The organism is Streptomyces sp. NPDC055966, assembly GCF_042269865.1.
GTDB lineage: Bacteria > Actinomycetota > Actinomycetes > Streptomycetales > Streptomycetaceae > Streptomyces.
In genome coordinates this window covers 1-25,944 of record NZ_JBHJYK010000035.1, presented here as the reverse complement: position 1 = coordinate 25,944, position 25,944 = coordinate 1, and the positions used below count along the sequence as shown (strand labels likewise).

Here is a 25,944-nt window from a genome sequence, read left to right as displayed (position 1 = left end):
GTGGCGTGCGGGTCAGGTGAGGGGTTCGAGGAATTCGAGCCGGTTGCCGACCGAGTCCGTGCTGTAGAAGCGGCGATGACCGGGGAGGGTGTCGTCCCAGACCACCGGGGCGCCGTGCGCCGCCAGCCGTCCGGCGAAGGCGTCGATGTCCTTCACCCGAAGTCCCGGGTGGGCCTTCTTGGCCGGACGGAAGGGCTCCTCGATGCCCAGGTGGAGCTGGACGCAGCCGTCGGCGGTCGCGAACCAGACGCCGCCGCGCCTGGCCAGCACCGGCGGCTTGGGAATCTCGACCAGGCCCAGCGCATCGACGTAGAAGGACCGCAGGCGGTCCTCGCTGGAGGGCGGTGCGGCGAGCTGGACGTGGTCGAGAGCGACAAGCATGGGGAGCGGCCTCCGGTGAGAAATGTGTCGGATGTGGTTCGGGCCGGCCCGGGGCGCGGGGACGGTGCCCCGGGACGTACCGAATGAGCCAGGGTTTCAAGGAGCGGACCGGTCCGCGCGGCGGGCGGTACACCCCAACTCGTCGGCGCCTTGGCACTTCACGGCGTCTTCCCGGTGGCCTGTGTCCGCGAAGACGCCTCACCGAACGAGGTGCCTCTTCAAACCTTCAGCAGCATAGCCACATAATTGCGCAATCGTGCAATTGACTGGCGAAACCCCGCCCTGAGGAATCGGCGCAGTACGGCTTGCGCGTGCCGGACGGCACGGCGAGCCCGTTGTTCACCTCCATCAGCGCCCGGCTACTCTCTGGCCTGACCGACTCGGATGTCTCTCGGGGGAGTGACATGCACGGTGATGATCCGCGTACCGCCACGGCAACGGCCGAACGGACCCGACGGGCCGAGGACGTGCTGAACATGCAGCGTGCCGCCCGAAAAGGCGGCACCGCGCGACTGCTCCGCTGGCTGGCGGCCCGTACCGGGGCAGCCGTCCTCCTGGTGGACCGCTCGGGCGTCGTGACGTCCCCGCTCCGGTTCCCCCTCGGCAGGGCGGAGCACGCTCTCGTACGGCACGGGGTACGGGAGATCACCGCACGGGGGCTCAAGTCCCTGGCCATCGACGAGGAAGACCTCGTGTGCTTCGTCCTTCCCCTCGACGGCCCGCCGGGCGTCCGCACACCGCTCCTCGCCGCCGTGCTGCGCGGGCCGACGCCGCCCGGTCTGCGGCTCCTGCTCGCGGACGCCACGTCCTGTCTGAGCCTGTGCTGGCAGTTGGAGCACGCCCGGCAGCAGCAGCGGTCGCTCCGGCTCGCCGATGCCCGGACGCGCGAGGCCGTCCTGCATCTGCTGATGAACGGTCAGGTGAGCGCCGCACGCCAGGTCGCCGGGGCGCTGCGCCCCGCACTGCCCGACCTGATGCGGTTGTACGTCGTCGAGGGACCGCCCACGATACGCCGCGCGGTGGCGGACGCGTTGGCCGCCGCGGTCGACGACGCGTGGGTCGTGCCGTGCCCCGTGTACGCCGATCACCTGGCGGTACTGGAGCCCGCCGGTCCCGAGGCGCACCCCGGCATCGCCGCCGAGCCGGTCTGGCTGCGCTCCGTGACGGACACCTGCTGGATCGGAGTGAGCGACCCGCTGCCGTTACGCGACACCGCCACCGCATACGCCCAGGCCTTCCACGCACTGGCCGCCGCACGCCAACGCGCCGAACGGCACGCCTCGTTCGCGGCCGACCCCGACCTGGCCCTCACCATCGGACCCCAGGCGGAGGCCTGGGCCGCTGTCCTCCTCACGCCGCTGCGCACCCACTCCGCACGGCGCTCACAGGACCCGGACGGCAGGGAACTACTGGCCACCGCGGCCTCCTGGCTCAGCTTCTCCTCCCGTGCGACGGCACACCTGAAGATCCACCGCAACACCCTCACGGCGCGCCTCACCCACGTCCAGAGACTCCTGGGCCTCGACCTGAACCGCCTCCACGACCAAGCCGCGCTGGCCCTCGCCCTCCGCGCCATCGCCGCCGGCATCCCGCCCGGCCCGCAGCCCCGCGCGACGGACACCGTGGGGGCGGCGCCCTCCTTGGACGAACTCCTTGCACTTCCCCACGTCGTGGCCTGGGCACAACGCCAGTTCCGCCCGTTACAGACGCCCGGCGTCCCGGACTGCACCGCGCAGACGCTCACCACCTGGCTGCGGCTCGACGCACGCATCGGCCCGACGGCCGCCGCGCTGTCCCTCTCGACGTCCGCGGTGCGCAAACGTCTCGCCCGGAGCGAGGCCTTGCTCCAACGCTCCCTGCTGCGCTCCCCGAGCGCCGTCCACGAGCTGTGGCTCGCGCAACGGGCCCTCGACCTGGCTGAGAGGCGCCGGGCAGGGCGCACGGGCGGCGCCGGAGGCCCGGACTGTGTTGCTCCGGAACCCTCACCTGCCGCACCGTGAAGCGCCCTTGGGCCGCGCGGCATGGGCCGAAGGGCCCCGGGCCGGGTCCTGGCGGCCCGTGGCGGCGGGCGCCGAAGGCGCCGAGGCTGGAGGTGACCGCCACGAAGGGAGCCGGTGAGATGACCTCCGCGACGACCATGAACGCAGCTCTCGACCCCGCGTATCGCGAGCGGCTGATGCGGCTCGCCCGCGAGGTCTCCTTCGAGACCGGGACCCGGCTGTTCGAGGAGGGCCGGCGTGCCGACCGCTTCTGGATCGTGCGCACCGGCAACGTCGCCCTCGATCTGCACGTGCCCGGCCGCCGTGCCGCCGTGATCGAAACCCTCGGACACGGCGAACTCGTCGGCTGGTCCTGGCACTTCCCGCCGTGCCTCTGGCACCTGGGTGCGGAGGCGACGAGCCCGGTGCGGGCCTGGGAGTTCGATGCCGAGGCGGTACGGACGCTGTGCGCCGAGGACGCCGCGTTCGGCCGGGCGATCGCGGTCTGGGTCGGACAGGTGGTCGCCCAGCGCCTGCACGCGTCCCGGGTCCGTCTGCTCGATCTGTACGCCCCCTACGGCAGCGGAGAGCCGGCGTAGCCGCCCGGCCCTTCGAGGAGGAGACCATGGAGACCACCCCGCACCGGGTCAGTGACGTGATGACCCGGGCCGTCGTCGCCGTGGGCCGCAGGGCCCGGTTCAAGGACATGGTCGAGCGCATGGAGCAGTGGCAGGTCAGCGCGCTTCCGGTGCTGGAGGGCGACGGGCGGGTGATCGGGCTCGTGTCCGAGGCCGATCTGCTGCCCAAGGAGGAGTTCCGGGGCAGCGACCCGGACCGGTTCACCCAGCGACGCCGGCTGGCCGACCTGGCCAAGGCCGGGGCGGTGGCCGCCGAGGACCTGATGAGCGCGCCGGCCGTCACCGTGCACGCCGACGCCACGCTCGCCGAAGCGGCGCGCATCATGGCGCTGCGGCACGTCAAGCGGCTGCCCGTGGTGAACGCCGAAGGCATGCTCGAAGGCGTCGTGAGCAGGGCGGATCTGCTGAAGGTGTTCCTGCGCCCGGACAACGACCTCGCCGACGAGATCAGGCGTGACATCGTCGACGTGCTGTTCCCGGCGCCGGTCGAGCCCGTGCACATCACGGTCGTCGACGGTGTCGCGACGCTGACCGGTCGGGTCCAGGACGTCACGGACATTGCGCTCGCCGCCCGGCTGGTGCGTGGCGTCGAGGGCCTGGTGGGCGTGGACTGCCGGCTCACCGCGGCCGGGGAGGGGTGATCCGGAGACAGACGTCGAGCGGGGCCGACGGCACCTTGTCGTCGGCCCCATGGGGACGCATGGTCACCCCGCCGTTCAGCCTCTGCCCCCGGCACCCCCGCTCCCGCCGCTCAGGTTCCCCCACCGCGGTCCGATCCGCTTCCACTCCTCGTCCCATTCGGCCATGCGCCGCCGGATGAGCCGCGTGCGGACCACCCAGCCCGTGCCCCAGGCCCCGGCGCCGACGGACACGGCGACGAGGGCGCCTGTCATGCCCGCCTCCAGCGTCGCCGCGGCGCCGGTGAGCGGTGCGGACACCACCCGGTCCCTCGGGTCCGTCCATATCGTGATCCGGGTGCCCGCCGGAGCTCCCGGGGAGACCTTCGCCCGGCCCGTGTGCGCCGAGCCGTCCGCATCGGTCCACCGGACGGCGGCCCACACCCTGCCGTCGTCGTGTCCGCCCGCGCCGACCGGGGTGCGTGCCGCCGCGTCGGTGAGGACGGCGTGCACCGCGTGCACGCCGAGCGAACGGTCGACGCTCTGCGCGGCCACCGCCCCGGCGACGCCTCCGGCCAGGATCGTGAGCATCCAGATGACGAGCACGACCCATCCTTCGACGACGTCGCTGTGCCGCCGCAGCGGGTTGCGGCGCCAGCGCCACAGCCGCACCGGGCTGACGGTCGCGGGAGGTGTTCCTGCCATCGTCGCCGCCTCCTGCCCTGTGCCGGCGGCGCCGCGTCACGCCGTGCGGGCCCGCCCGGTGCCGGGGAGGCCGGGGTCGAGGTCCGGGTGCCGGGGCGGGCCGGTCAGTGTGCACCGCACGTCGACGACGCCCGGCACGGTCCGCGCGAGCCGGGCGACCAGCGGGATCAGGAAGGTCTCGCGGACCCGCCCGGAGAGTGCGACGACGCCGTCGTGCACCTCGACCCGGACTGTGTCCGCGCGCGGGCCGAAGAGCCGTACGACGACGTCGCGCCGTACCTCCTCGGCGATGTCGGCGTCCGCGCGCAGGAAGACCTTCAGCAGGTCGGAGCGGCTGACGACACCCTTCAGGGCGCCGTCGAGGCCGACGACCGGAAGCCGTTTGACGCCGGTGCGGGCCATGAGGCGCGCTGCGTGGGCGAGGGGGGCGTCGGCTCGCACGGTGACGGCCGGGGCGGTCATCAGCTCACCCGCGGTCACCGCGTCCGCCTTGTACGCGTCGGCGGCCCGCCCCGGTTGCCCGTACCGTCCGGTGACGTCGTCGCTGTACTCCTCCTTGGGCAGCAGATCGGCCTCGGACACGACGCCCACGACCACTCCGCCGTCGTCCAGCACCGGCAGAGCGCTGACCCGCCACTCGTGCATGGCCTGCACGATGTCCTTGAAGACCGCGCCGGTGCGCAGGGCGACGACCCGGTGGGTCATCACGTCGTTCACGACGGTCGGAGTGCCGTTCATGGCGTCCTCCATGGGCTCGGCTGCCGTCCCGGGACACCTTCAAGGCTGCGACGCCCGGGCCGCCCGCGTCATGGGCCGAGTGGGCCCGACACGCCGCCCCCTCGGCCCCGTCGGCCGCGCACTGACTAGCTCAGGGGCGGGAGCGGAACGTGCCACTCCAGGACGGTTCCACCGCTCGCGGGGCCGCTGATGTCCAGTGTCCCGCCGAGTTGTTCCGCCCGCTCGGCCATGTTGCGCAGCCCGCTGCGCCGGCCACCGGCCGCGATGCCCACGCCGTTGTCCGAGACCTTCAGGCGCACCTCGCGGCTGTCGGTCGTGAGCACCACGTCCGCCCGGTTGGCGTGCGCGTGCCGGGCGATGTTGGTCAGCGCCTCCGAGAGCACGGCCACGACATGGTCGGCGAACTCGCGCGGCACGTCGGTGTCGAGCAGGCCCTCCATGCGCACGCTGGGCGCGAAGCCCAGCACCTGCGCGGCCTCGCCGACCACCTGGACGGCCCTGGCCCGCAGGCCCTCGGCCGCGGTGGTCTCGCGGGCCCGCAGGCCGAAGATCGCCGACCTGATGATCTTGATGGTCTCGTCCAGGTCGTCCACGGCCCGCAGCACCCGCTCGGAAGCCTCGGGGTGCTCGATGAAGCGGCCCGCGCTCTGGAGGGTCATGCCGGTGGCGAACAGCCGCTGGATGGCCAGGTCGTGGAGATCGCGGGCGATCCGGTCGCGGTCCTGGAGGACGGCGATCTGCTGGGCGTCCTGCCGGCGTTCGGCCAGTTCCATGGCGATCGCGGCCTGTGCGGCGAAGCCGCGCAGCATCTCCGTCTCCTTGCCCGAGTAGACCGGCCGGCCGGTCTCACGGCACAGCAGCACCACGCCGCGCGCGCCGTCGTCGCCGGTGCCGATGGGGATGGCCACGGCCGGGCCGAGCCCCTGAAAGCGCGCGGGTTCGGGCGAGATCCGCTCGTCGCGGGTGACGTCGTCGCTGGTGACCGGGGCGGCGGCGGAGAACGCCAGACCCATCAGCGTCCGGTCCAACGGCAGCACCAGTCCCCGGTGTGCCTCCGCGTCCACGCCGACGGCGATCTCCACGTTGAGCAGCCCACTGCCCGCGAGCGGCATGGCGACCGCGGCGAGGGCGGAGCCGGAGATCTCCCGGGCCCGTTCCGCGATCAGGTTCAGCGCCACGGCGCGGTCGCTGCCGGACATCAGGCTGTGGGTGATGTCCGCGTTCGCCCTCAGCCAGCGCTCGCGCAGCCGGGAGTCCTCGTACAGGCGGGCGTTGTCGATGGCGACACCGGCGGCGAACGCCAGCGTGGACAGGACCGACTCGTCCTCCTCGTCGAACTCCAGCCCGCCGCGCTTCTCGGTCAGGTACAGGTTGCCGAAGACCTGGTCGCGCACCCGGATCGGAACGCCCAGGAAGCTGTTCATCGGCGGGTGACGGGCCGGAAAGCCGTACGAGGCGGGGTGCTGGGAGATCTTTTCGAGGCGCAGGGGTTCCGGGTTGCGGATCAGCTCGCCGAGGATGCCGTGGCCCTCGGGGAAGGGGCCGATCTCGGCGATCTGCTCGTCGCTGACCCCGATGGTGTGGAAGGCCGACAGGGTCCTGCCGTCCGGGCCGATGACGCCGAGGGCCGCGTACTCGGCGTCCACCAGGGTCGCGGCGGCCTCGACGATGGAGTGCAGGGCCTGTTCCAGGTTCAGGTCGCGGCCGACGGCGAGGACCGCTCCGAGCAGGCTGTGCACGCGGTCCCGGGTACCGCGGACAGCATCGATCCGCGACTGCAGCTCGTCCAGCAACTCGTCGAGCTTCAGCTGCGGCAGCAGGTCGCGGGGCTTGTCGGGAGATCCCACCGTGCTCCTCCCGGTCCCTCGGTTCACGGACCCGGCACCGACGGGTCGTGTCCACCGTATCCCGCCCCGCGCGGGGCGGCACACATGGTCGCGGCAACCGGCCACCCTGCCGGAACCGCCCGGCCCGCCCGCACCGGCCGTGGGCCGAACGGCCCGGTCACCGGGACGGTGGGCACCTCCCCCGCCGACCGGTCCGGACCGACGCTGGAGGGGTACGCAGACCGTACGGCCGAGGAGCTGCGCCATGGTTCGTTACGTGTACGCCTTCCGGGACGGCGACCGGGCCATGGCCGACCTGCTCGGCGGCAAGGGCGCGAACCTGGCCGAGATGACCCGGCTGGGGCTGCCGGTGCCGCCGGGGTTCACCGTCACCACCGAGGCCTGCCGCGTGTTTCTGGCCACCGGTGCGGAGCCGGACGGCATGACGGAGGAGGTGTCCCGGCACCTGTCGGCGCTGGAGGAGGCCACCGGTCGGCTGCTGGGGCAGCCCGACGATCCGCTGCTGGTCTCCGTGCGTTCCGGCGCGCGCTTCTCCATGCCCGGCATGATGGAGACGGTCCTCGACATCGGTCTGACCGACGCCTCCGTGCTCGGCCTGGCAAAGGTGTCCGGAAACGAGCGCTTCGCCTGGGACTGCTACCGCCGGCTCATCCAGATGTTCGGCAGCACGGTGCTCGGCGTGGACCCGGCCCTGTTCGACCAGGCCATGACGCTGTTCAGGGATACGTGTGAGACCCCCGACGGCCTCCGTCCGGACGCCTTCGGCCTCGCCCGGCTGGTGGAGACGTACAAGCACCTCGTCCGCGACGAGACGGGCCGCGACTTCCCGCAGTCCCCCGCCGAGCAGTTGCGGCTGGCGGTCCGCGCGGTGTTCCGCTCCTGGAACGCCGAGCGGGCCCGCCTGTACCGGCGGCGGGAGCGCATTCCGGACGACCTCGGTACGGCCGTCACCGTGCAGCGCATGGTGTTCGGCAACCTCGGACCCGACTCCGGCAGCGGCGTCGCCTTCACCCGCGACCCGGCCACCGGACAGCCCGGCCTGTACGGCGACTATCTGCCGGACGCGCAGGGCGAGGACGTCGTCGCCGGCGTCCGCGACACCGTGTCCCTGGCCGAGCTGGAGCGGCTGGACCCGCGTTCCTACCGGCAGTTGCGCGACCACGCGCAGACGTTGGAGCGGCACTACCGCGACCTGTGCGACATCGAGTTCACGATCGAGCGCGGCACCCTGTGGATGCTGCAGACCCGGGTCGGCAAACGGACCGCCGAGGCCGCTTTCGCGATCGCCGCGGAACTGGTCGGTGAGGGGCTCGTCACGGCCGACGAGGGGCTGCGCCGGGTGGACGGTGACCAACTCGGCCGGCTGATGTTCCCCCGTTTCGACACCCGCGCGGCCGGCCCGGAGATCGCCCACGGTGTACCGGCCTCGCCCGGTGCGGCGGCCGGTGCGGCCGTCTTCGACTCCGCGTCGGCGGTACGGCGTGCCGCCGACGGTGAGCCGGTGGTGCTGGTGCGCGAGGAGACCACCCCCGAGGACCTGCCCGGCATGGTCGCCGCCCGGGCGGTGCTGACCGGCCGGGGCGGCAAGACCAGTCACGCGGCCGTCGTCGCCCGTGGCATGGGCCGCGTCTGTGTGTGCGGCGCGCAGGACATCACCGTCGACGGCGAGGCCCGGCGCTTCACCACACGTGACGGCACGGTCGTCGAGGAGGGCACCGTGGTCTCGGTGGACGGCTCCACCGGTGCCGTGTACGCGGGGTCGGTGCCGCTCGTCGCCTCCGCCACGATGCGGTATCTGGAGTGCGGCGAGCAGGCGGACTGTCTGGTCGCCGCGGTCGCCCGGGCCCTGGAACACGCCGACGCGGTACGCCGGTTGGAGGTGCGGGCCAATGCCGACACCGCCGAGGACGCGGCGCGGGCCCGGCGGTTCGGGGCGCAGGGCATCGGGCTGTGCCGCACCGAGCACATGTTCCTGGGCGAACGCCGCACGCTGGTCGAGGAGATGATCCTCGCGCGGACCGAGGAGGAACGGGACCGGGCCCTGGCGGCTCTCCTCCCGCTCCAGCGGCAGGACTTCACGGACATCCTCCGGGCGATGGACGGCCTGCCCGTCACCGTCCGGCTCCTCGACCCGCCGCTGCACGAGTTCCTGCCCGAGCGCACCGAACTCGCCGTCCGCGTCGCCGCCGCCGAGGCCTCGGGGCGCGGGACCGACCCGCGCGACGTGGAGTTGCTCGCCGCGGTCAACCGGATGCACGAGGACAATCCGATGCTCGGCCTGCGCGGCGTACGGCTCGGGCTCGTGGTCCCCGGGCTCGTGGCGATGCAGGTGCGAGCGGTGGGCGAGGCGGTGGCCGAGCGGGTGCGCGAGGGCGGCTCGCCCCGGGCGGAGATCATGGTGCCCCTCGTCGGTTCGGTCGAGGAGCTCCGGCTCGCCCGCGCGGAGGTGACGCGGGTGCTGGCCGAGGTCGGCGAGGAGACCGGCGTGCCTCTCGACTGCCCCGTCGGCACGATGATCGAGCTGCCCCGGGCCGCGCTCACGGCGGGCCGGATCGCCGAGGAGGCCGCGTTCTTCTCCTTCGGCACCAACGATCTCACCCAGACCACCTGGGGCTTCTCCCGCGACGACGTCGAGGCCGCGTTCTTCTCCGCCTACCTCGACAAGGGCGTCTTCGCCGCCTCGCCGTTCGAGACGCTCGACCGCGAGGGTGTGGGCCGGCTGGTCCGGATCGCCGTCGAGGAGGGCCGTGCGGTCCGGCCGGAGCTGCAGACCGGCGTGTGCGGCGAGCACGGCGGCGACCCGGAGTCCGTCCACTTCTTCCACCGCGTCGGACTGGACTACGTCTCCTGCTCGCCGTTCCGGGTCCCGGTGGCCCGGCTGGAGGCGGGCCGGGCCGCGCTCGGCGGGAGTGGCGGCGGGGACACCAGGTGAGCGGAGACCGGCCATGATCCCAGGAACCGAGCGCGTACGCCGCCGTATCGACCTCGACCGGGTCGAGGCGCTGCGGCTGCTGGGCAGCGTGACCCTGGGCAGGATCGTCTTCACCCGCCAGGCCCTGCCGACGATCCACCCGGCCAGCCACGTCCTGGACAACGGCGACATCGTCATCCGCACCCACGAGGGCGCGGCGCTCACCGCGCACGCCGGGCAGAGCGAGGGCGACGGGGTCGTGGTCGCCTACGAGGCCGACGCCATCGACCCGGTCACCCACCTCGGCTGGAGCGTGGTGGTCACGGGGTACGCCCGCCTCGTCTCGGCTCCCGGTGAAGTGGCCCGTCTGCGCGCCCTGTTGGAGCCCTGGGCGCCGCATCCCGGCACGGACCACGCGGTGCGCATCCGTCCCGAACTGGTCACGGGCGTGCTGCTCACCGATGCCGGCCGGCATCGGCAACCGTGATCCTCGTGCGGCGTGCCCTGGGCCGGCCGGCAGGTCGAGGCACCGCCGGTCAGGCCGTGGGAGCCGTGGGAACGGCCACCTGCGCGTGCTGCTCCCCGCCGAGCACCACCTTGAGCGCGCCGGTCTCGGCGGCGTTGCCGAAGACGTCGTACGCCTCTTCCATCTGCCCGAGCGGGAAGGCGTGGGTGACCAGGTGCCCGGTGGGCAGCCGGCCGGCGGCGGTCATCCGCAGCAGGGTCGGGGTGGAGTAGGTGTCCACCAGGCCCGTCGTGATGGTCACGTCCTTGATCCACAGGTCTTCCAGGTGCAGCGTGGCCGGCCTGCCGTGCACGCCGATGTTGGCGACGTGCCCGCCCGGGCGGACCATGCGGGTGCACAGCTCGAAGCTGTCGGGGACGCCTACGGCCTCCATGACGACGTCGGCGCCGAGCCCGTCGGTGAGGTCGGCCACCAGCTGGGCGGGAGCTTCCCGGACGTCCGCGACCGCGTCGGCACCGAGCCGGTGGGCCGCCTCCAGCCGAGCCGGGGCCAGGTCCACGGCGATGATCCGCTCGGGGGAGAACAGCCGCGCCGTGACGATCGCGGCGAGCCCGATGGGACCGGTGCCGACGACGACCACGGTGTCTCCGGGACGTACCCGCCCGTTGAGGACACCCACCTCGTACGAGGTCGGGAAGATGTCCGCGAGCAGGACGGCGTCCTCGCTGCGGACGGCGCCGGGCAGCGCGTGCACCGACAGGTCGGCGTGGGGAACGCGGACGTACTCGGCCTGGGTGCCGTCGATCAGATGGCCGAGGATCCAGCCTCCGCCGTCCCGGCACTGGCCGTAGCGCTGCTCCCGGCAGAAGCGGCACCGGCCGCACGAGGTGATGCAGGACACCAGCACGCGGTCCCCCGGCCGGACGGTGCGCACGTCGCTGCCGACCTCGACGATCTCCCCCACCGCCTCGTGGCCGAGCACCGTTCCGGGAGGCACCTCGGGCACGTCGCCCTTGAGGATGTGCAGATCTGTCCCGCAGATCGTCACGACTCCGACCTGCACGATCGCGTCGGTCGGCTCCTTGATGCCGGGGTCCGGGACGTCCTGCCAGGAGGCCTGTCCGGGACCGTGGAAGACGAAGCCCTTCATGGCGTTCCTCACTCTCTTCGGTCGGTCCGTCGCGAGTCCGGCGCCGTCCGGCACGGCCCGGAGGCCGCCCCGCACCTTCAGCTTCGTCGGTGCGCGGGACGTTCCGCTTGGGCCGTACGGCCCTCGCACCGGGCGGGCGGTGGCACGGGCGCCCACGGCCCGGACCGGAAGCAGACGGGTGGCGCAGGTGTCCGGGACGGGCCGGCAACCAGGGCCGGACGGCCCTACCGTCGTGCCCGGTGTACCCGGTTCGATCTCCCCATGGCCGAGAAGCACACGGCGCACGCGACCGGCGGGCCCGTCGAACCGGTATCGGCCGTGGCCCGCCACGGAAGCAGCGGCGCGACGGTCGTGACCCTGTGCGGCGAGATCGACGTGCTGACGGCGCCCGCGCTGTCGGAACGGCTCGACACGGTCACCCGCGCATCCCACCTCGACCTGGTGCTGGACCTGCGTCCGGTCGCGTTCATCGACTGCGTCGGACTCGGCGTCCTGTGCCGCGCGCGCAACCGGGTGCTCGCCCGGCAGGGCCGGCTGCGCCTGGTCGCGGGGGACGCGGCCTTCTTGCGCGCGCTGCACGTCACCGGGCTGCGGGACGTCTTCGACGTACACCCCGAGCTCCCTCGGCCCGCGTCGGCACCCGACGTCTCCCCCGGTCCCTGACACGGCGCGGACGGCAGCGCCGCGGCGAGGAGGTGCCCGATGAACGCCAGGAACCCGCTGCGCCGTCGCGAGGACGTCGTGGAGTCCTGGATCGTCCTGGCGATGTGGGTCGTCGTGGTGGTCGGCGGCGCTGTTGCCGCGGTGACGGCGACCCGTGCCGCGCAGGACGTGTTCGCGCAGCAGCGCGCCCACCGGCACGCCGTCCGCGCCGTACTGCCGGCGGACGCGCCGAGCGGCGCCCTGTCCGCCCTGTCGGCGGACGGCCGGGTCCTGGCGACGGTCCGCTGGACGGCCCCGGACGGCACCGCGCACACCGGGCGGACGACGGTCGCCGCCGGTCTGCGTGCCGGGTCCCGCGTGCTGGTCTGGCAGGACGACCAGGGCCGGCTGGCCCCCGCGAAGCCGACGGGACGTGTCGAGGGCGCTGTCGAGGCGGGTCTCTTCGGTGCCGCGGCCGCCCTCGCCGTCGCCGCCCCCGCGTGCGGGGCGGCGACGGTCGCACGGGCGTGCCTGGACCGGCGGCGCACGGCCCGCTGGGACCGGGAGTGGGACACCGTGGAGCCCCGGTGGCGCCACAGGTCCGGCTGACACGACCACGTTCCGTCCCACGCACCCCGCCCCCTACCGGTGAGCCCCCGCCGGGCCGGGCGCGGCACCTCGCACGACGCCGGGTGCCGCGAGCGCCGCTGTCGTGGTCGGGGCCGGTGAGCTGTCCGTGCTCAGCTCTGCCAGCTCCACTCCGCGACCTCGGGCAGGTCTGTCCCGTGGGCGCGGATCCAGGCGTGGTGACGGGTGCGGGCGTCGGCCATGGCCTGGCGCACGGACGCCGCCCGCACGGAGAGGCCCGGGACCCGGTCGATGACGTCCATGACGAGCCGGTAGCGGTCGAGGTCGTTGCGCACGACCATGTCGAACGGAGTCGTCGTCGTGCCGGACTCCTTGTAGCCGCGCACGTGCAGGTTCCCGTGCCCCGTGCGGCGATACGCCAGGCGGTGGATGAGCCACGGGTAGCCGTGGTAGGCGAAGATCACCGGCTTGTCGGTGGTGAACAGGCCGTCGTACTCGAACTCGGTCATGCCGTGCGGGTGCTCCTCGTGCGGCAGCAGCCGGGTCATGTCGACGACGTTCACCACGCGCACCGCGAGGCGGGGCAGGTGCCGGCGCAGGAGCTGCGCGGCGGCCAGCACCTCCTGGGTGGGTACGTCCCCGGCGCACGCCAGGACGACGTCCGGTGCGCCGCCGTTCTCGGTGCCGGCCCACTCCCAGATCCCGGCTCCGCGCGCGCAGTGCTCGCGCGCCTGGTCCAGCGTGAGCCAGTCGAAGCAGGGCTGCTTACCGGCCACGATCACATTGACGTAGTCGCGGCTTCGCAGGACGTGGTCGGCGACGCACAGCAGGGTGTTGGCGTCCGGCGGCAGGTAGACGCGGACGACGTCGGGGCTCTTGTTCAGGACGTGGTCGACGAAACCGGGGTCCTGGTGGGAGAAGCCGTTGTGGTCCTGGCGCCACACGTGCGAGGTCAGCAGGTAGTTGAGGGAGGCGACCGGGGCGCGCCAGGCCAGCTCGCGCGAGGTCTTCAGCCACTTGATGTGCTGGTTGACCATCGAGTCGACGATGTGCACGAACGCCTCGTAGCAGGAGAACAGTCCGTGCCGGCCGGTGAGCAGGTAGCCCTCCAGCCAGCCCTGGCAGAGGTGTTCGGAGAGGATCTCCAGTACCCGGCCGTGCCGGTCCAGGTGTTCGTCGACCGGCAGCAGGCCCGCCTGCCAGGCCTTTCCGCTGGCGTCGAAGACGGCCTGGAGCCGGTTGGAGGCGGTCTCGTCCGGGCCGACGAGCCGGAAGTCCCGGCGCGACCGCGTGTCGTTCATGACCTGTTCGAGGAGGGTGCCGAGGATCCGGGTGGGTTCGTGCAGGGTCGAGCCCGTCTTGTCGACGGGTACGGCGATGCCGTCGAGGGGCGGGAGGGGCAGCTCGCGGACGAGGAGGCCGCCGTTGGCGTGCGGGGTGGCGCCGAGCCGCCTCGGTCCGCCGGGGACGCAGGCCAGCACGCCGGGTACGGGCCGTCCGTCGGCGTCGAACAGTTCCTCGGGCCGGTAGGAGCGCAGCCACTGCTCCAACTGCCGTAGATGCGCCGGGTTTTCACGGACGGCGGGCAGCGGGACCTGGTGGGAGCGCCAGGTTCCCTCGACAGGTTCGCCGTCGACCTCGGCGGGGCCGGTCCAGCCCTTCGGTGTGCGCAGCACGATGACCGGCCAGTGCACCCGGTCACCGGCCCCGTCCTCCCGCGCGGCGCGCTGCGCCTCGGCGATGCGGTCCAGCGCCTCGTCGAACGCCGCGGCCAGGGCTCGGTGCACGGTGGCGGGATCGTCACCGGTGACGTGGAGGGGTTCGTGGCCGTATCCGCGCAGCAGCGCGTCCAGTTCCTCCCGCGGAATCCGGGACAGGACGGTCGGGTTGGCGATCTTGTAGCCGTTGAGGTGCAGGATCGGCAGCACGGCACCGTCGTGGACGGGGTCGAGGAACTTGTTGGAGTGCCAGGAGGCGGCCAGCGGCCCGGTCTCCGCCTCGCCGTCGCCGATCACACAGGCGACGAGCAGTCCGGGGTTGTCGAAGGCGGCGCCGTACGCGTGCGCGAGGGAGTAGCCGAGTTCGCCGCCCTCGTGGATCGACCCCGGGGTCTCGGGCGCCACATGGCTCGGGACGCCGCCGGGGAACGAGAACTGCCGGAACAGCCGCTCCATGCCGGCCGCGTCCCGTGACACGTCCGGGTAGGTCTCGCTGTAGCTGCCCTCCAGCCAGGAGCCCGCGAGGACGGCCGGCCCTCCGTGGCCCGGTCCCCACACGCACAGCGCGTCGAGTCCGCGCGCCGTGATGACGCGGTTGAGGTGGGTGTACACGAGGTTCAGGCCGGGTGAGGTGCCCCAGTGTCCGAGCAGCCTCGGCTTGATGTGCTCGGGCCGCAGCGGCTCACGGAGCAGCGGGTTGGCCATGAGATAGATCTGGCCCGCCGCGAGGTAGTTGGCGGCGCGCCAGTGCGCGTCGAGGGTGCGCAGTTCGTCGTCCGTGACAGCGGTGTGTCCGGTGGGTTCGATCAGCTCGGTGGGTTCGATGGGTGCGGTGTCGTCCTGGTGAGCGGCCTTGGGCATGGGAACCTCGGATTCGTCGTCCGTTGTCGGCCATTTTGCCGGTTTGATCAGGAAAGTTCGGGTACGACCGCCACCGGGCACGCCGCATGGTGCAGGACGCCGTGGGCGACGCGGCCGAGCTGGAGTCCGTGGTGTCCGGGCCGGCGCCGGGCGCCGACGACGAGCAGATCGGCTTCGCGGGACACCGCGATCAGGGCGTCGCGGGCGTACCCCTCGACGGTGCGGCGGTCCACGTCGAGGCCGGCCGGCGCGACCCGCAGGACCTCCTCCAGGATCTCGGCGGCCTGACCCTCGTGGACGTCCGCCGGTTCACCGGTCGCGTGCACGGGCCGCCGCCATGCCCGTACGACCCGGAGGGGCACGCTCCGCAGCAGGGCCTCCTCGGCCGCGAACCGCGCGGCGGCCGATTCCGCCGGCTTCTCGCCGGCGCCGAGGACGACACGGCCCCGGATCCCGGCGCGGGCCTGGTTGTCGTGGCTGCCGCGCAGCACGACGACCGGGCAGTGGGCGTGTCCGGCGACCGTCACGCTCACGGATCCGAGCAGCGCGTCGGCGATCTCGCCACGGCCACGGCATCCCACCACCAGCATCAGGGCGGCACGGCTCTCCCGGATCAGCACGTAGTCCGGCTCCTCGGGCAGCACGTCCGTCGTCACCTCGACCTCCGGCTGCCTGCGGCCGGCGCGGCGCGAGGCGACGGCCACGATGTCCTCGATGAGCATGCGCTCGGACGGCTCGTCCGGGTCGGGATCGAGCAGTGCGCCCTCGTAGCGTTCCCACAAGGACGCGTGCACCAGCCGGAGCGGCGCCCCGCGCAGGGCGGCCTCGTCGGCCGCCCAGTCCACGGCTCGCAGACTCGGCTCCGAGCCGTCCACGCCGACGACGATCGGAAGATCCGTCATGGTTCTCCTCTCCGTTCCACTCGTCTCTGCTCGTCTCCACTCGTCCGCTGCGGGTCAGCCGTGCGGGACCACGGCGACGGGCGCCACGACGTGGTGCAGGACCGCATGGGTGACGTGGCCGAGGTGGGCCCCGAGCGGGCTGGTGCGGATGCGCCGGCCGACCACGGCGAGGGAGGCGTCGCGGGCCGCGGTGACGAGGACCTGCGCGGCACTGCCGCAGCGGCTCGCCTCGATGACGTCGACGTTCGGGAACTTCCGCCGCCAGGGCCGTACGGCCTCGGTCAGGGCGGCCGCCTGACCGCGGGAGAGCGTGCCGGAGAGTTCCGCGTCACCGTAGAAGCGGTAGAAGGCGGTGGGCGGCTCGGGCCAGCCGTGCACGATCCGCAGGGGAGCGTCACGGCGTGCGGCGGCGTCGAAGGCGAACTCCAGGAGCGTCTCGTCCACGTCGTCGGTGTCGAGGCCGACGACGACGGGCCGGAAGGGGGTCGCGGCCGACGGGATCCCCACGGGGTCCGCCGAGTGTTCGTCGGCGGCCTGCTCTCCGGCCCGCACCAGCACCACCGGGCGAACGGCGTGGGCGATGACGGACAGGCTGACCGAACCCGTCATGAACCCGCCGATCCCGCCGAGACCGCGTGAGCCCAGCGCCAGCAACTCCGCGGCGCCCGCCGCCTCGGCCAGGACCTCGGAAGGCTCGCCGGTGACCTGCTCGGTGATCACTTCGAGACCGGGGTGGCGCAGTCGCAGGCCCTCCGCGGCCTCGGCCGGAATCCTCTCCGCCCAGTCCTGGCTCGTCTCGGCGCCGAGCAGCGGAGCCTGCGCCACGGGCAGGGGCGCGGGCTCGAAGACATGGAGGATCTTCAGCGGCAGATCGCGTAGCCGCGCTTCGCGGGCCGCCCATTCGGCGGCGGCACGGCTTTCGGGCGAACCGTCGAGACCTGCCGTGACGGCTCGGGTCATGGCCTCCACCTCCCGGGACGAGGAATCCGATACCAGCGTGGTGACACCGCCGTCGCGGGGTCAGGGGCCGCAGGTCCCTGCACAGAGCCGAACGGCCCCCTTGCGGAGCACGAGTGACGCGCGCATGACGTAACGCACGGGCACCCGCCGGCCCGCCCGCAGGGCCGGGTGGCCCCTGGCCGGCTTCACCGCACCGGCACAGGCTGGAAAGGGCAGGACCGGCACAGGACCCACGGAGTTCACCATGTACGGCACCTCGCGCATCGTCAGTGATGTCATGACCCAGACGGTCGCCGCCATCGGCCGCCGGGCCCCCTTCAAGGAGACCGTGCAGCTGATGCAGGACTGGAAGGTCAGCGCGCTGCCGGTGATCGAGGGCGAGGGCCGAGTGGTGGGCGTGGTCTCCGAGGCCGACCTGCTGACCAAGGAAGAGCTGAGGGACGACCCCGATGCCGCCTACCTCCAACTGCGTCAGCCGGTCGACGTGGCGAAGGCCGAGGGCCTGACGGCAGGCGACGTGATGTCCTCCCCGGCGCTCACCGTACGGGCGACCGCCACCGTCGCCGAGGCCGCCCGGATCATGGCGCGGGGTGGCGTCAAACGGCTGCCCGTCGTCGACGAGGCCGGGCTGCTGCAGGGGATCGTCAGCCGCGCCGACCTGCTCACGGTCTTCCTTCGCGACGACGAGGACATCGCCGGGGAGGTCCGGCGGGAGATCGTGTCGTACCTCTTCCCCTGTCGGCCTCGGCCGTCCAGGTGGAGGTGCGGGACGGCGTCGTGACACTGGCGGGCCGCATCCGCGACCGCGCGCTGGTCCCGGTGGCCGCACGCCTGGTGCGGGCCGTCGAAGGAGTGGTGGACGTGCGGTTCGACCTCGTCCACGAGGACCCTGTAGCGAGGGGGGCCGATCGGCCCTAGTGCGTGCGGCGCCGGCAGGTCATGATCAGCGTCACGGACAGTCGCAGTCTGTTCGCCACCGGGGAACGAGGGGTCGCCATGACCGAGCCACGCACCTTCACCGAGCAGGACCCGATCCGGGTGTTCCTGCTGGACGACCACGAAGTGGTCCGCCGTGGACTGACCGATCTGCTCGACGCCGAACCGGACATCCGGGTGGTCGGCGACGCGGACACCGCGGAGCACGCGCTCACCCGCGGCCCCGCGCTGCGCCCGCACGTCGCCGTACTGGACGTCCGGCTGCCCGACGGCGACGGCATCACGGTCTGCCGCGAACTGCGCGACCGGGTGCCCGGGCTGGCGTGCCTGATGCTGACCTCCTTCGACGACGAGGAGGCCCTGCTGGACGCGATCATGGCCGGGGCGTCCGGCTATGTCCTGAAGCAGATCAAGGGCTCGGACCTCGTCTCGGCGGTCCGCACGGTCGCCTCGGGGCAGTCGATGCTGGACCCCGCGACCACGGCCCGCCTCATGCGTTCCCTCCGGGATCCGGGCGCGGCCCCCTCGATGCCGCCGGAGCTCGCGAGCCTGTCGCCCCGGGAGCGGGAGATCCTCGCCCTGATCGGCGACGGCCTGACCAACCGTGAGATCGGCAAGAAGCTGTACCTGTCGGAGAAGACCATCAAGAACCACATCTCGCGGATGCTGTCCAAGCTCGGCGTCCAGCGCCGGGTCCAGGCGGCGGTCCTCGCGTCCCACCTGGAGCCGCAGGGCTCGACGGGGCGCTCGGACCACTGAGGCCCGGGAGACTGCCGACGACCGGAGTCCGCCCTGCCGAGGACCGGCGGGCCCGCTGTGGGGACCAATGGCCCCTGGCAGGCCGGCACCGCTGGGACCTTCGATGGAATCGGCGGCGCCGCCCGTCCGCGGCACCGCGGGAAGGAGACGAGAGCGATGACGGCTCCCGCACGGACGACGGCTCCCGTACGACGTCAGGACGAGGACCGGGCCGCGCGGCCCATCGACAGGCGGGCCGGGGCGGTCGTACGCGAACCCGTATACGGCTGTGGCGAGTTGGCGGCTGGAGGCGGCCGTGTCCCGGCCCGGTGACCGTCTTCCGGTCGTGGTGGGCGTCGATCCCGATCCCGCCCGGCGCACGGCGCTGGCGTGGGCTGCCGACGAGGCCGCCCGTCGTGGCCTGCCACTGCGGGCGGTCCACGTCGAGGGGGTGCCGACCAGGGGCCTGCGGGGGCGCGAGGTCCCGCCCTCCTGGGAGGAGTGGAACGAGTCCCTGCACGGTGCGGGAAAGCACGTGCTGGAGCAGGCCGGGGACTTCGTCGCGGCCCGGCATCCGCGGTTGGAGCTGGACGTCCTGCTGGCGGAGGGCGATCCCGCGTGGGTGCTGCGCGAGCAGAGTCGCGACGCCACCGCGGTCGTCCTGGGATCGCGCCATCTGAGCCGGGGCCAGGAGGTGTTCGGCTCCGCATCGGTCGCCCTGCCGGTCATGGCGCACACGCGCTGCCCCCTGGTGGTCGTGCCCGAGCCGGAGCACATCACTCAGGACCCGGCCTGCTTCGTGGTCGGCGTCGACGGCAGCGCGCACTCCGTCGCCGCGGTCGACATGGCGTTCGAGGAGGCGGCCCTGCGCGGCGCCGAGCTGCGGGCCCTGCTCGTGTGGGAACCCGGGCCGCTGAGGATCTTCGACGAGCACGCGCCGCAGCAGGAGGCCCGCCGGCTGCTCTCCGAGGTCGTGGCGGGCCGTCGCGACCGCTTCCCCGAAGTCGAGCTGCGTCACGAACTGGTCGTCGGACATCCCGTGCAGGTGCTCACCGAGGCCTCGGCCCATGCGCTGGGCCTGGTCGTGGGGACCCGGGGGCGCGGAGGTTTCACCGGCATGCTGCTGGGCTCGGTCAGTCAGGGCGTGCTGCACCACGCCCGCTGCCCGGTCATCGCCGTCCCGTCCCCCGGGTGAGCCGCCGGACCGGCACGAAGGGAAGTCACCATGACCGCACCGTCTCCTGGCGTGGACACCGTCACCGCGCTTGTGGCGGACGCCGGTGCGGCGCCCTCGCTGCACAACGCACAGCCCTGGGCGTTCCGCTACCTGCGCGACAGCGATGTCCTGCGCCTGTACGCCGACCTGGAGCGCGCTCTGCCGCGGACCGACCCCGACAACCGGGGCCTGCACGTGGGGTGCGGCGCCGCGCTGTTCAACCTGCGGGTGGCCGCCGCCGCGGCGGGGCTGGCGCCGACCGTGCGACTGCTGCCCGATCCGGCCTGCCCGGAGTTCCTCGCCGAGGTGCGGCTGCACGGCACCGGAGCACCCGACGGGTCGCTCGTCCCGCTGCGGCCCGCGATCCGCCGCCGGCACTCCAGCCGAGTGCCGTTCCGCGACGAGGAGATCCCGGCCGCCGTGCGCGAGCGGCTCTGCGAGGCGGCCCGCGCCGAGGGTGCGCAGCTGGTGTTCCCCGGCGCCTGGCACGTGCGGTCGATCCTGGAACTCGTGCGGGACGCCGAGGGCAGGGAGGCGCTCGACCCCGGACTGCGTCAGGAGACGGCCCGGTGGACGCACACGGAAGCACCGGATGCCGTCGCGGTGCCCGACGGCATCCCTGCCGATGCGTTCGGTCCGCGCCAACCCACCACCTCCGCCCCGGTGCGTGACTTCGCCGCGGGCCGCCCGGTGCCCGGACGAGGCTGGGCGCCCTTCGAGAAGAACCCGAACGTCGCTCTGCTGGGCACGGCCCGCGACGAGCCCGCGGACTGGCTGTGTGCGGGCCAGGCACTGGAGCGGGTCCTGCTGCGGGCCACCGCGGACGGACTGGTCACCTCGGTCACGTCCCAGCCCTTGGAGTGGCCGGAGATCCGCTGGGCCGTACGCGATCCCGTCTCGGACATGGCGTACGTCCAGATGGTGATCCGGCTCGGCCACGGCCCCGAAGGGCATGCGAGCCCACGGCGAGCGGTGTCGGACCTGCTCGACGTGCTCTGACCCCGGCTCACGGCCGAGCTCACCGGTACAGGAGCCGCGTGGAAGCCGGCCCAGGGGGTCGCGGTCGACGCCGCGGTCATGACGACGTGGTGCGCACGATCACGACCGGGCAGTTCGCGTGCTGGGACACGTGCTGGCTGACCGAACCGAGGAGGGCGCGGGCGAATCCGCCCCTGCCCCGGCTGCCGACGACGAGTACCTCGGCTCCCTCGGCGGCGCGCAGCAGGACGTCGGCGGCGTTGCCGTGCACCACGTGGGGCCGGACCGAGCGGACCGCGTCCGCGCCGAGTACGTCGGTCAGCTCCTCGCGCAGCGTCTCCCGGGTCTCCTCCTCGTCGACCTCCATGTCCACGGCGGGCGCCGACCAGCCGTGCAGGCCCGGCAGCTCCCACGCCGCGACGGCGTCCACGGTGGCGTCCAGCAGGCCGGCGTAGCGTACGGCCCAGCGCAGGGCCTCGTACGAGGACGGCGACCCGTCGACACCGACCACCACCCGGCGCTCGGAGACATCCTTGTCCATGCGTGCCACCTCTCCTTCCGACGCCTCTTCGGACGTGCGCGCCGGCGCCGTACTCCACGCTGCGGGACGCATCGCCGCACCGCCAGAGAAGTGCATCCGGCGGCATGACGCGCGGCGGCGGACGCGGTCAGTGACGCTGCGGCACGACCGCGACCGGGCACGAGGCGTGGTGCAGCAGGGTGTGGCTCACCCGACCGAGCTGGAGTCCGAAACGCCCCGCTCTGTGCCCCGCCCCGATGATCACGAGATCCGCGGCCGCCGACCGGTCCACGAGGATCCTGCCCGCCGTGCCTTCAGGAGTGGCCCGGCGCGTCCGGACGTGCGGATACGCGGTGGCAGCGGCGCCGAGCAGATCGTCGAGCAGCGCCGAGGCACGCTGCGCGTGGGTGTCGGCGGCCGCTGCGCGGTCGCCGATCCGGTCGTGGGCGGGCCTGCGCCAGGCGCGCACCACGTCCAGCACACAGCCGCGCACCTCGGCCTCACGGAAGGCGAACCGCACGGCCTCCGCCCCCGTGTCGGCATCCCCGAGGCCGAGCAGGATCCGCTCGTGCGTGCCTGCGAGGCCTGCCGGGTCGCCCCGCACCACGACCACCGGGCAGGGCGCGCGGGCAGCCACGGCCAGACCGACCGACCCGAGCAGCATGCCCTGCAGCCGACCACGCCCACGCGACCCCGTCACCAGCGCGAAGGCATGGTCGCCCGCGCGCACGAGGGCGTCCGCCGCGTCCTCCGGGAGGATCTCGGTGGTGACCTTCACCTCGGTGGCGCGCCGGGCGGCACGGTCGGCCGCGGAGGCGACGATGTGCTCCGCCAACAGCTGCTCGGAGGGGCGCTCGTGGCCCGCTGCCGGCAGGCCGCCCTCGTAGCGCTCCCACAGGGAGCCGTACACCAGCCTGAGCGGAAGACCGTGGCGCACGGCTTCGGCCACGGCCCAGTCGACCGCCGTCAGACACGAGTCCGACCCGTCGACGCCCACGACCAGAGGGAGCGTCATGTTCCCCACCGCCCTTCATGGGGTCGCCGTGGCAAGCAGTTCGGGGGATCCAGCGCGCCGGACGGGTTGCCGGGGCCGGTTCACTCGCGGTGCAGTACGACCTTGAGCGCTCCGGTCGTGGCACCGTGCGCGAACAGCTCGTAGGCGTCCTCCATGCGGCTGAGGCCGAAGGTGTGGGTGACCAGGCCGGAGACGGGCAGGCGTCCGCAGCGCAGCAGCTCCAGCAGCCACAGGGTGGCGGACGTGTCCACCTGACCGGTGCTGATCGTCACGTTCTTGCGCCACAGGGACTCCAGATGCAGCGTCGCCGGCTTGCCGTGCGAGCCGATGTTGGCGATGTGTCCCCCCGAGCGGACGGCGCGCGTGCACAGCACGAAGCCGTCCGGATCGCCCGAGGCCTCGATGACCACGTCGGCGCCCGGCCCCTCGGACAGCTCGGCGATCATCGCGCCCGGCGACTCGGCGGCGTCGGCGCCGACCCTGAGCGCGGTCTCCAGCCGGGCGCCGGCCAGGTCCACGACGACGATCCGGCGGGGCGAGTAGAGCCGCGCCACGATCACCGCGGCGAGGCCGACGGGGCCCGCGCCCACGACGACGAGGGTGTCTCCCGGGGACACATGTCCGTTGCGGACCCCGACCTCGTAGGCGGTGGGGAGGAGTTCGGCGAGCAGCACGGCGTCGTCGAGCGGGAGATCGGACGGACAGCGGGTCACGGAGTGGTCGGCGAACGGCACCCGCACCAGCTCGGCCTAGGTCCCGCCGATCAGATTCCCCAGGATCCATCCGCCGCCCCCACGGCACTGGCCGTACCTGGCCGCACGGCACTCCCCGCAGTCACCGCAGGCCGACACGGACGACACGATGACCTGGTCCCCGGGGCGCAGCCGGTGGATGTCGGCGCCGACGTCCACGACCTCGCCGACGGCTTCGTGACCGAGCACCGTCCCGGGTTTCACCTCGGGAAAGTCCCCCCGCCGGATGTGCAGATCACTGCCGCACACGGTGGTGGCGTCGATGCGTACGATCGCGTCGGTCGGCTCCTCGATCACGGGATCCGGGACGCTGTCCCAGGAGGTCTGTGCCGGGCCGTGGTAAACGAGCGCTCGCACGGTTCTCACTTCCTCGCTCCCCCTCTCCACGGTCACCCCCGCCGTACTCCCGGGCAACACGGCCCCGTGCGACCGTGCGACCACGCGCCCCGCGTGGCAGGTTGGATACAGCACCCCTGTGAGGAGAGGGCGGCGATCATGCGAGCTCACCTCGGCGACCTGCTCGTCATCGACAGCCCGACGACCGGCGCCACCACGCGCGACGGCAAGATCGTCGGACTCCACCACGAGGACGGAACGCCCCCGTACGACGTGCGTTGGTCGGACACGGACGAAGTCACCCTCGTGTTCCCGGGGCCCGACGCCCACATCCGTCACCTTGAGCAGGTCGGGCCGGCAGCCGCCGCACGAGGGACGCGGCCCGGCACGGACGAGGCGGAGGCCGGGTCCCTGACCGCCTCTCCGGCCGGGACGGCGAATCCCGGCGACATCGGCCGGCGCGTGGGGGCCGAGCGCCGCAGGAGGGGGCTCAGCCGGGAGGAGACGGCCGGCCGCGCCCGGATGTCCCCCGACTACCTGGCCTACCTGGAAGAGCGGCCCGCGGATCCGACCATGGCCACGGTCATCAGGCTGGCCGACGCCCTGGGCACCACGGTCACCGCGCTGCGCGGCGGAGGCATGGATCTCCCACCGGGACAGGGCCACGCGCTGCTCCACCCGCAGCTGCGGGATCTCAGCCCGGACGAGTGCCGCGAACTGCTCTCGACGCACGGTGTGGGGCGCGTCGCGGTGTCGTCCTCCGACGGCCGCCCGGCGGTCGTCCCGGTCAACTACGAGGTCGTCGACGACGCCATCGCCTTCCGGACCGCACCCGGTTCCGCGCCGGCGGCAGCCGCGGGCAGGGAGGTCGCCTTCGAGGTCGACCATGTGGACGAGGCGCTGAGCCAGGGCTGGAGCGTGCTCGCGGTCGGCCCCGCGAGCGTGGTGACGGAGCCCGGGGCCGTCCACCGGCTCACCGAACGGGCCCACACCAGGCCGTGGGCGGGCGGCGGGCGCGAGATGTGGGTGTCGATCCGGCCCACGCACCTCACAGGCCGTCGGATCACTCCGGCCGACCGGTAGCCGGCCCCGGTGACAGGAGCCCGGTCAGCCGGAGGGGCTCCGGGCGGGAAACACGGTGGCTTCGTCCTCGGCCGTCGGCGCTGCGTCCGCGGTGACGAGGATCCGTACGTCCCACGGGCCGGGCTCCAGCGGGGCACGGGCCGGCACGGAGCCGCCGTCGAGGACGGGCTGGAGTCAGTCCAGGTCGAAGCGGCCGTCCTCCGGAGGGGAGAGGGACACAAGGAGCGGACGCGCGCCGCCGCGGTAGTGCGGCGCGGCCCGAAGGCGTCGTAGCGCGGCATCCCGGCCCCCTCGCGTGCCTGCCTGCTGACACGCGAGACGGCCGGCGGGTTCTCGCCGAGTGCGGGCCGACGACGCTCTCGCAGCCCGCCTGTTCACGGGCGGGTGAGGGTGTGTCAGACGGTCGGCTTCTGGACGGCGGTCGGCTTGGTGGTGAGCAGGGCCGTGATCTCATCGGCGAGGTGCGGGCCGAGCTCGCCCCAGCCGTCCTTGTAGCCGTAGACGCCGGCCAGGGTGCGGGCCTCGTAGTCACCGTTCATGATCTCGATGTCGTTGGCGGTGATGAGTGCCGGGTGGGCGACCCCGAGGGCTGCCGAGACCTTGGTCAGCTCCCTGCGCAGGGTGCGCAGGTAGACAGCGGCCCGGGTGGCCTTCGAGGCCGGGTCGAGGCCGCGGGCCAGCCACTGGTTCTGGGTGGCGATGCCGGTGGGGCACTTGTCGGTGTGGCACTTCTGCGACTGGATGCAGCCGATGGACAGCATCGCCTCACGGGCCACGTTGACCATGTCGGCCCCCAGAGCGAAGGCGACCGCGGCGTTCTCGGGCAGGCCGAGCTTGCCGGAGCCGATGAAGGTCAGGTCGTCGGTCAGACCCAGCTCGGCGAAGGCGCCGTAGACCCGGGAGAAGCCCATCCGGAAGGGCAGCGACACCGAGTCGGTGAAGATCAGCGGCGCCGCCCCGGTGCCGCCCTCGCCGCCGTCGACGGTCACGAAGTCGACACCGCGGTCGCCACGCGCCATCAGCGCGGCCAGCTCCCGCCAGAAGCCCATCTCCCCGACCGCGCTCTTGACCCCGACCGGCAGACCGGTCTCGGCGGCGATCAGTTCGACGAAGTCGAGCATCGAGTCGACGTCGCTGAACGCGGTGTGCCGCGACGGGGAGGCGCAGTCCTTGCCGACCGGTATGCCGCGGATCCGGGCGATCTCCGGGGTCACCTTCGCGCCCGGCAGCATCCCGCCCAGCCCTGGCTTGGCCCCCTGCGAGAGCT

Annotated in this window: 23 protein-coding genes and 2 pseudogenes; 13 read left to right on the top strand and 12 right to left on the bottom strand. The window is 73.2% G+C overall.

Annotated elements, in window-relative coordinates:
- Positions 1-12: 12 nt before the first annotated feature.
- On the bottom strand, positions 13-381 hold the full coding sequence (locus ACFC8N_RS44660; protein WP_356036345.1) for a VOC family protein: 369 nt from the start codon (positions 379-381) through the stop codon (positions 13-15).
- A 404-nt stretch (positions 382-785) separates the two neighbouring features.
- On the opposite strand from ACFC8N_RS44660, the gene ACFC8N_RS44655 reads away from it, so the two are divergent.
- The 3 genes from ACFC8N_RS44655 to ACFC8N_RS44645 all read left to right on the top strand — a co-directional run bounded on the left by ACFC8N_RS44655 (position 786) and on the right by ACFC8N_RS44645 (position 3,639).
- Positions 786-2,381, top strand: coding sequence for a helix-turn-helix domain-containing protein (locus tag ACFC8N_RS44655; RefSeq protein ID WP_356036342.1), 1,596 nt, complete (start codon positions 786-788; stop codon positions 2,379-2,381).
- A 119-nt stretch (positions 2,382-2,500) separates the two neighbouring features.
- Positions 2,501-2,959, top strand: coding sequence for a cyclic nucleotide-binding domain-containing protein (locus ACFC8N_RS44650; protein WP_356036339.1), 459 nt, complete (start codon positions 2,501-2,503; stop codon positions 2,957-2,959).
- Positions 2,960-2,985: 26 nt separating this feature from the next.
- Positions 2,986-3,639 carry a CBS domain-containing protein gene (locus ACFC8N_RS44645; protein WP_356036337.1) on the top strand — a complete coding sequence of 218 codons (654 nt, stop codon included), beginning with the start codon at positions 2,986-2,988 and terminating at the stop codon, positions 3,637-3,639.
- Positions 3,640-3,714: 75 nt separating this feature from the next.
- Here ACFC8N_RS44645 and ACFC8N_RS44640 read toward each other — a convergent pair whose 3' ends face one another.
- From ACFC8N_RS44640 to ACFC8N_RS44630, 3 genes are all read right to left on the bottom strand, one after another.
- On the bottom strand, positions 3,715-4,320 hold the full coding sequence (locus tag ACFC8N_RS44640; protein WP_356036334.1) for a hypothetical protein: 606 nt from the start codon (positions 4,318-4,320) through the stop codon (positions 3,715-3,717).
- Positions 4,321-4,356: 36 nt separating this feature from the next.
- Positions 4,357-5,058 (bottom strand): CBS domain-containing protein, encoded by a 702-nt coding sequence (locus tag ACFC8N_RS44635; protein WP_356036331.1) that lies wholly within the window; start codon positions 5,056-5,058, stop codon positions 4,357-4,359.
- A 125-nt stretch (positions 5,059-5,183) separates the two neighbouring features.
- A complete protein-coding gene (locus tag ACFC8N_RS44630; protein WP_376295412.1) occupies positions 5,184-6,905 on the bottom strand; it encodes a GAF domain-containing protein in 1,722 nt (573 codons plus the stop codon).
- Positions 6,906-7,149: 244 nt separating this feature from the next.
- On the opposite strand from ACFC8N_RS44630, the gene ppdK reads away from it, so the two are divergent.
- Entirely contained in the window at positions 7,150-9,837 is a 2,688-nt protein-coding gene (gene ppdK, locus ACFC8N_RS44625) for a pyruvate, phosphate dikinase (RefSeq protein WP_376295410.1), read from the top strand.
- 13 nt (positions 9,838-9,850) lie between these two features.
- Entirely contained in the window at positions 9,851-10,303 is a 453-nt protein-coding gene (locus ACFC8N_RS44620) for a pyridoxamine 5'-phosphate oxidase family protein (protein ID WP_356036323.1), read from the top strand.
- Positions 10,304-10,352: 49 nt separating this feature from the next.
- Here ACFC8N_RS44620 and ACFC8N_RS44615 read toward each other — a convergent pair whose 3' ends face one another.
- Complete coding sequence (locus ACFC8N_RS44615) at positions 10,353-11,432, bottom strand: zinc-dependent alcohol dehydrogenase family protein (RefSeq protein WP_376295408.1); 1,080 nt, start codon at positions 11,430-11,432, stop codon at positions 10,353-10,355.
- Positions 11,433-11,693: 261 nt separating this feature from the next.
- Here ACFC8N_RS44615 and ACFC8N_RS44610 point away from each other — a divergent pair, with 261 nt between their 5' ends.
- Together ACFC8N_RS44610 and ACFC8N_RS44605 are read left to right on the top strand one after the other, a co-directional pair.
- Positions 11,694-12,095, top strand: coding sequence for an STAS domain-containing protein (locus ACFC8N_RS44610; RefSeq protein ID WP_356036317.1), 402 nt, complete (start codon positions 11,694-11,696; stop codon positions 12,093-12,095).
- A gap of 39 nt (positions 12,096-12,134) precedes the next feature.
- Positions 12,135-12,683, top strand: coding sequence for a hypothetical protein (locus ACFC8N_RS44605; RefSeq protein WP_376295406.1), 549 nt, complete (start codon positions 12,135-12,137; stop codon positions 12,681-12,683).
- Between the two features lie 131 nt (positions 12,684-12,814).
- On the opposite strand, the gene ACFC8N_RS44600 is transcribed toward ACFC8N_RS44605, so the two are convergent.
- The 3 genes from ACFC8N_RS44600 to ACFC8N_RS44590 are packed head-to-tail and all read right to left on the bottom strand — an operon-like array spanning position 12,815 to position 17,103.
- Positions 12,815-15,241: a phosphoketolase gene (locus ACFC8N_RS44600; protein WP_376295404.1), complete on the bottom strand. Its 2,427-nt coding sequence runs from the start codon at positions 15,239-15,241 to the stop codon at positions 12,815-12,817.
- Positions 15,242-15,288: 47 nt separating this feature from the next.
- The gene (locus ACFC8N_RS44595) at positions 15,289-16,143 is read right to left on the bottom strand and encodes a universal stress protein (protein ID WP_376295402.1); all 855 of its coding nucleotides are present in this window, start codon (positions 16,141-16,143) and stop codon (positions 15,289-15,291) included.
- Positions 16,144-16,197: 54 nt separating this feature from the next.
- On the bottom strand, positions 16,198-17,103 hold the full coding sequence (locus ACFC8N_RS44590) for a universal stress protein (protein ID WP_356036308.1): 906 nt from the start codon (positions 17,101-17,103) through the stop codon (positions 16,198-16,200).
- A gap of 244 nt (positions 17,104-17,347) precedes the next feature.
- Here ACFC8N_RS44590 and ACFC8N_RS44585 point away from each other — a divergent pair.
- The 5 genes and pseudogenes from ACFC8N_RS44585 to ACFC8N_RS44565 all read left to right on the top strand — a co-directional run bounded on the left by ACFC8N_RS44585 (position 17,348) and on the right by ACFC8N_RS44565 (position 20,992).
- Positions 17,348-18,021: pseudogene (locus ACFC8N_RS44585) on the top strand (CBS domain-containing protein).
- Positions 18,022-18,099: 78 nt separating this feature from the next.
- A complete protein-coding gene (locus ACFC8N_RS44580; protein WP_356036306.1) occupies positions 18,100-18,798 on the top strand; it encodes a response regulator transcription factor in 699 nt (232 codons plus the stop codon).
- Positions 18,799-18,954: 156 nt separating this feature from the next.
- A complete protein-coding gene (locus ACFC8N_RS44575) occupies positions 18,955-19,110 on the top strand; it encodes a hypothetical protein (protein ID WP_376295400.1) in 156 nt (51 codons plus the stop codon).
- Positions 19,094-19,972 carry a universal stress protein gene (locus ACFC8N_RS44570; RefSeq protein WP_356036303.1) on the top strand — a complete coding sequence of 293 codons (879 nt, stop codon included), beginning with the start codon at positions 19,094-19,096 and terminating at the stop codon, positions 19,970-19,972. The genes ACFC8N_RS44575 and ACFC8N_RS44570 overlap by 17 nt, the downstream gene beginning before the upstream one ends.
- A 30-nt stretch (positions 19,973-20,002) precedes the next feature.
- Entirely contained in the window at positions 20,003-20,992 is a 990-nt protein-coding gene (locus ACFC8N_RS44565; RefSeq protein WP_356036301.1) for an Acg family FMN-binding oxidoreductase, read from the top strand.
- Between the two features lie 76 nt (positions 20,993-21,068).
- Here the strand turns inward: ACFC8N_RS44565 and ACFC8N_RS44560 are convergent, their stop codons facing one another.
- The 3 genes and pseudogenes from ACFC8N_RS44560 to ACFC8N_RS44550 form a co-directional block, all read right to left on the bottom strand.
- Positions 21,069-21,512, bottom strand: coding sequence for a universal stress protein (locus ACFC8N_RS44560; RefSeq protein ID WP_362818017.1), 444 nt, complete (start codon positions 21,510-21,512; stop codon positions 21,069-21,071).
- A 127-nt stretch (positions 21,513-21,639) separates the two neighbouring features.
- Complete coding sequence (locus tag ACFC8N_RS44555; protein WP_356036296.1) at positions 21,640-22,506, bottom strand: universal stress protein; 867 nt, start codon at positions 22,504-22,506, stop codon at positions 21,640-21,642.
- An 80-nt stretch (positions 22,507-22,586) separates the two neighbouring features.
- Positions 22,587-23,615 (bottom strand): annotated as a pseudogene (locus ACFC8N_RS44550) (alcohol dehydrogenase catalytic domain-containing protein).
- 138 nt (positions 23,616-23,753) lie between these two features.
- Here ACFC8N_RS44550 and ACFC8N_RS44545 point away from each other — a divergent pair.
- Positions 23,754-24,677 carry a pyridoxamine 5'-phosphate oxidase family protein gene (locus ACFC8N_RS44545; protein ID WP_376295397.1) on the top strand — a complete coding sequence of 308 codons (924 nt, stop codon included), beginning with the start codon at positions 23,754-23,756 and terminating at the stop codon, positions 24,675-24,677.
- A gap of 395 nt (positions 24,678-25,072) precedes the next feature.
- On the opposite strand, the gene ACFC8N_RS44540 is transcribed toward ACFC8N_RS44545, so the two are convergent.
- Positions 25,073-25,944: FMN-binding glutamate synthase family protein (locus ACFC8N_RS44540; RefSeq protein ID WP_376295395.1), on the bottom strand; the 872-nt coding region annotated here is incomplete at its 5' end.

Excerpts from the sequence above, each read along its gene's own strand:
- ACFC8N_RS44660 (WP_356036345.1), bottom strand. The coding sequence starts at position 381 with ATGCTTGTCGCTCTCGACCACGTCCAGCTCGCCGCACCGCCCTCCAGC.
- ACFC8N_RS44655 (WP_356036342.1), top strand. The coding sequence starts at position 786 with ATGCACGGTGATGATCCGCGTACCGCCACGGCAACGGCCGAACGGACC.
- ACFC8N_RS44650 (WP_356036339.1), top strand. The coding sequence starts at position 2,501 with ATGACCTCCGCGACGACCATGAACGCAGCTCTCGACCCCGCGTATCGC.
- ACFC8N_RS44645 (WP_356036337.1), top strand. The coding sequence starts at position 2,986 with ATGGAGACCACCCCGCACCGGGTCAGTGACGTGATGACCCGGGCCGTC.
- ACFC8N_RS44640 (WP_356036334.1), bottom strand. The coding sequence starts at position 4,320 with ATGGCAGGAACACCTCCCGCGACCGTCAGCCCGGTGCGGCTGTGGCGC.
- ACFC8N_RS44635 (WP_356036331.1), bottom strand. The coding sequence starts at position 5,058 with ATGAACGGCACTCCGACCGTCGTGAACGACGTGATGACCCACCGGGTC.
- ppdK (WP_376295410.1), top strand. The coding sequence starts at position 7,150 with ATGGTTCGTTACGTGTACGCCTTCCGGGACGGCGACCGGGCCATGGCC.
- ACFC8N_RS44620 (WP_356036323.1), top strand. The coding sequence starts at position 9,851 with ATGATCCCAGGAACCGAGCGCGTACGCCGCCGTATCGACCTCGACCGG.
- ACFC8N_RS44615 (WP_376295408.1), bottom strand. The coding sequence starts at position 11,432 with ATGAAGGGCTTCGTCTTCCACGGTCCCGGACAGGCCTCCTGGCAGGAC.
- ACFC8N_RS44610 (WP_356036317.1), top strand. The coding sequence starts at position 11,694 with ATGGCCGAGAAGCACACGGCGCACGCGACCGGCGGGCCCGTCGAACCG.
- ACFC8N_RS44605 (WP_376295406.1), top strand. The coding sequence starts at position 12,135 with ATGAACGCCAGGAACCCGCTGCGCCGTCGCGAGGACGTCGTGGAGTCC.
- ACFC8N_RS44600 (WP_376295404.1), bottom strand. The coding sequence starts at position 15,241 with ATGCCCAAGGCCGCTCACCAGGACGACACCGCACCCATCGAACCCACC.
- ACFC8N_RS44595 (WP_376295402.1), bottom strand. The coding sequence starts at position 16,143 with ATGACGGATCTTCCGATCGTCGTCGGCGTGGACGGCTCGGAGCCGAGT.
- ACFC8N_RS44590 (WP_356036308.1), bottom strand. The coding sequence starts at position 17,103 with ATGACCCGAGCCGTCACGGCAGGTCTCGACGGTTCGCCCGAAAGCCGT.
- ACFC8N_RS44580 (WP_356036306.1), top strand. The coding sequence starts at position 18,100 with ATGACCGAGCCACGCACCTTCACCGAGCAGGACCCGATCCGGGTGTTC.
- ACFC8N_RS44575 (WP_376295400.1), top strand. The coding sequence starts at position 18,955 with ATGACGGCTCCCGCACGGACGACGGCTCCCGTACGACGTCAGGACGAG.
- ACFC8N_RS44565 (WP_356036301.1), top strand. The coding sequence starts at position 20,003 with ATGACCGCACCGTCTCCTGGCGTGGACACCGTCACCGCGCTTGTGGCG.
- ACFC8N_RS44560 (WP_362818017.1), bottom strand. The coding sequence starts at position 21,512 with ATGGACAAGGATGTCTCCGAGCGCCGGGTGGTGGTCGGTGTCGACGGG.
- ACFC8N_RS44555 (WP_356036296.1), bottom strand. The coding sequence starts at position 22,506 with ATGACGCTCCCTCTGGTCGTGGGCGTCGACGGGTCGGACTCGTGTCTG.
- ACFC8N_RS44545 (WP_376295397.1), top strand. The coding sequence starts at position 23,754 with ATGCGAGCTCACCTCGGCGACCTGCTCGTCATCGACAGCCCGACGACC.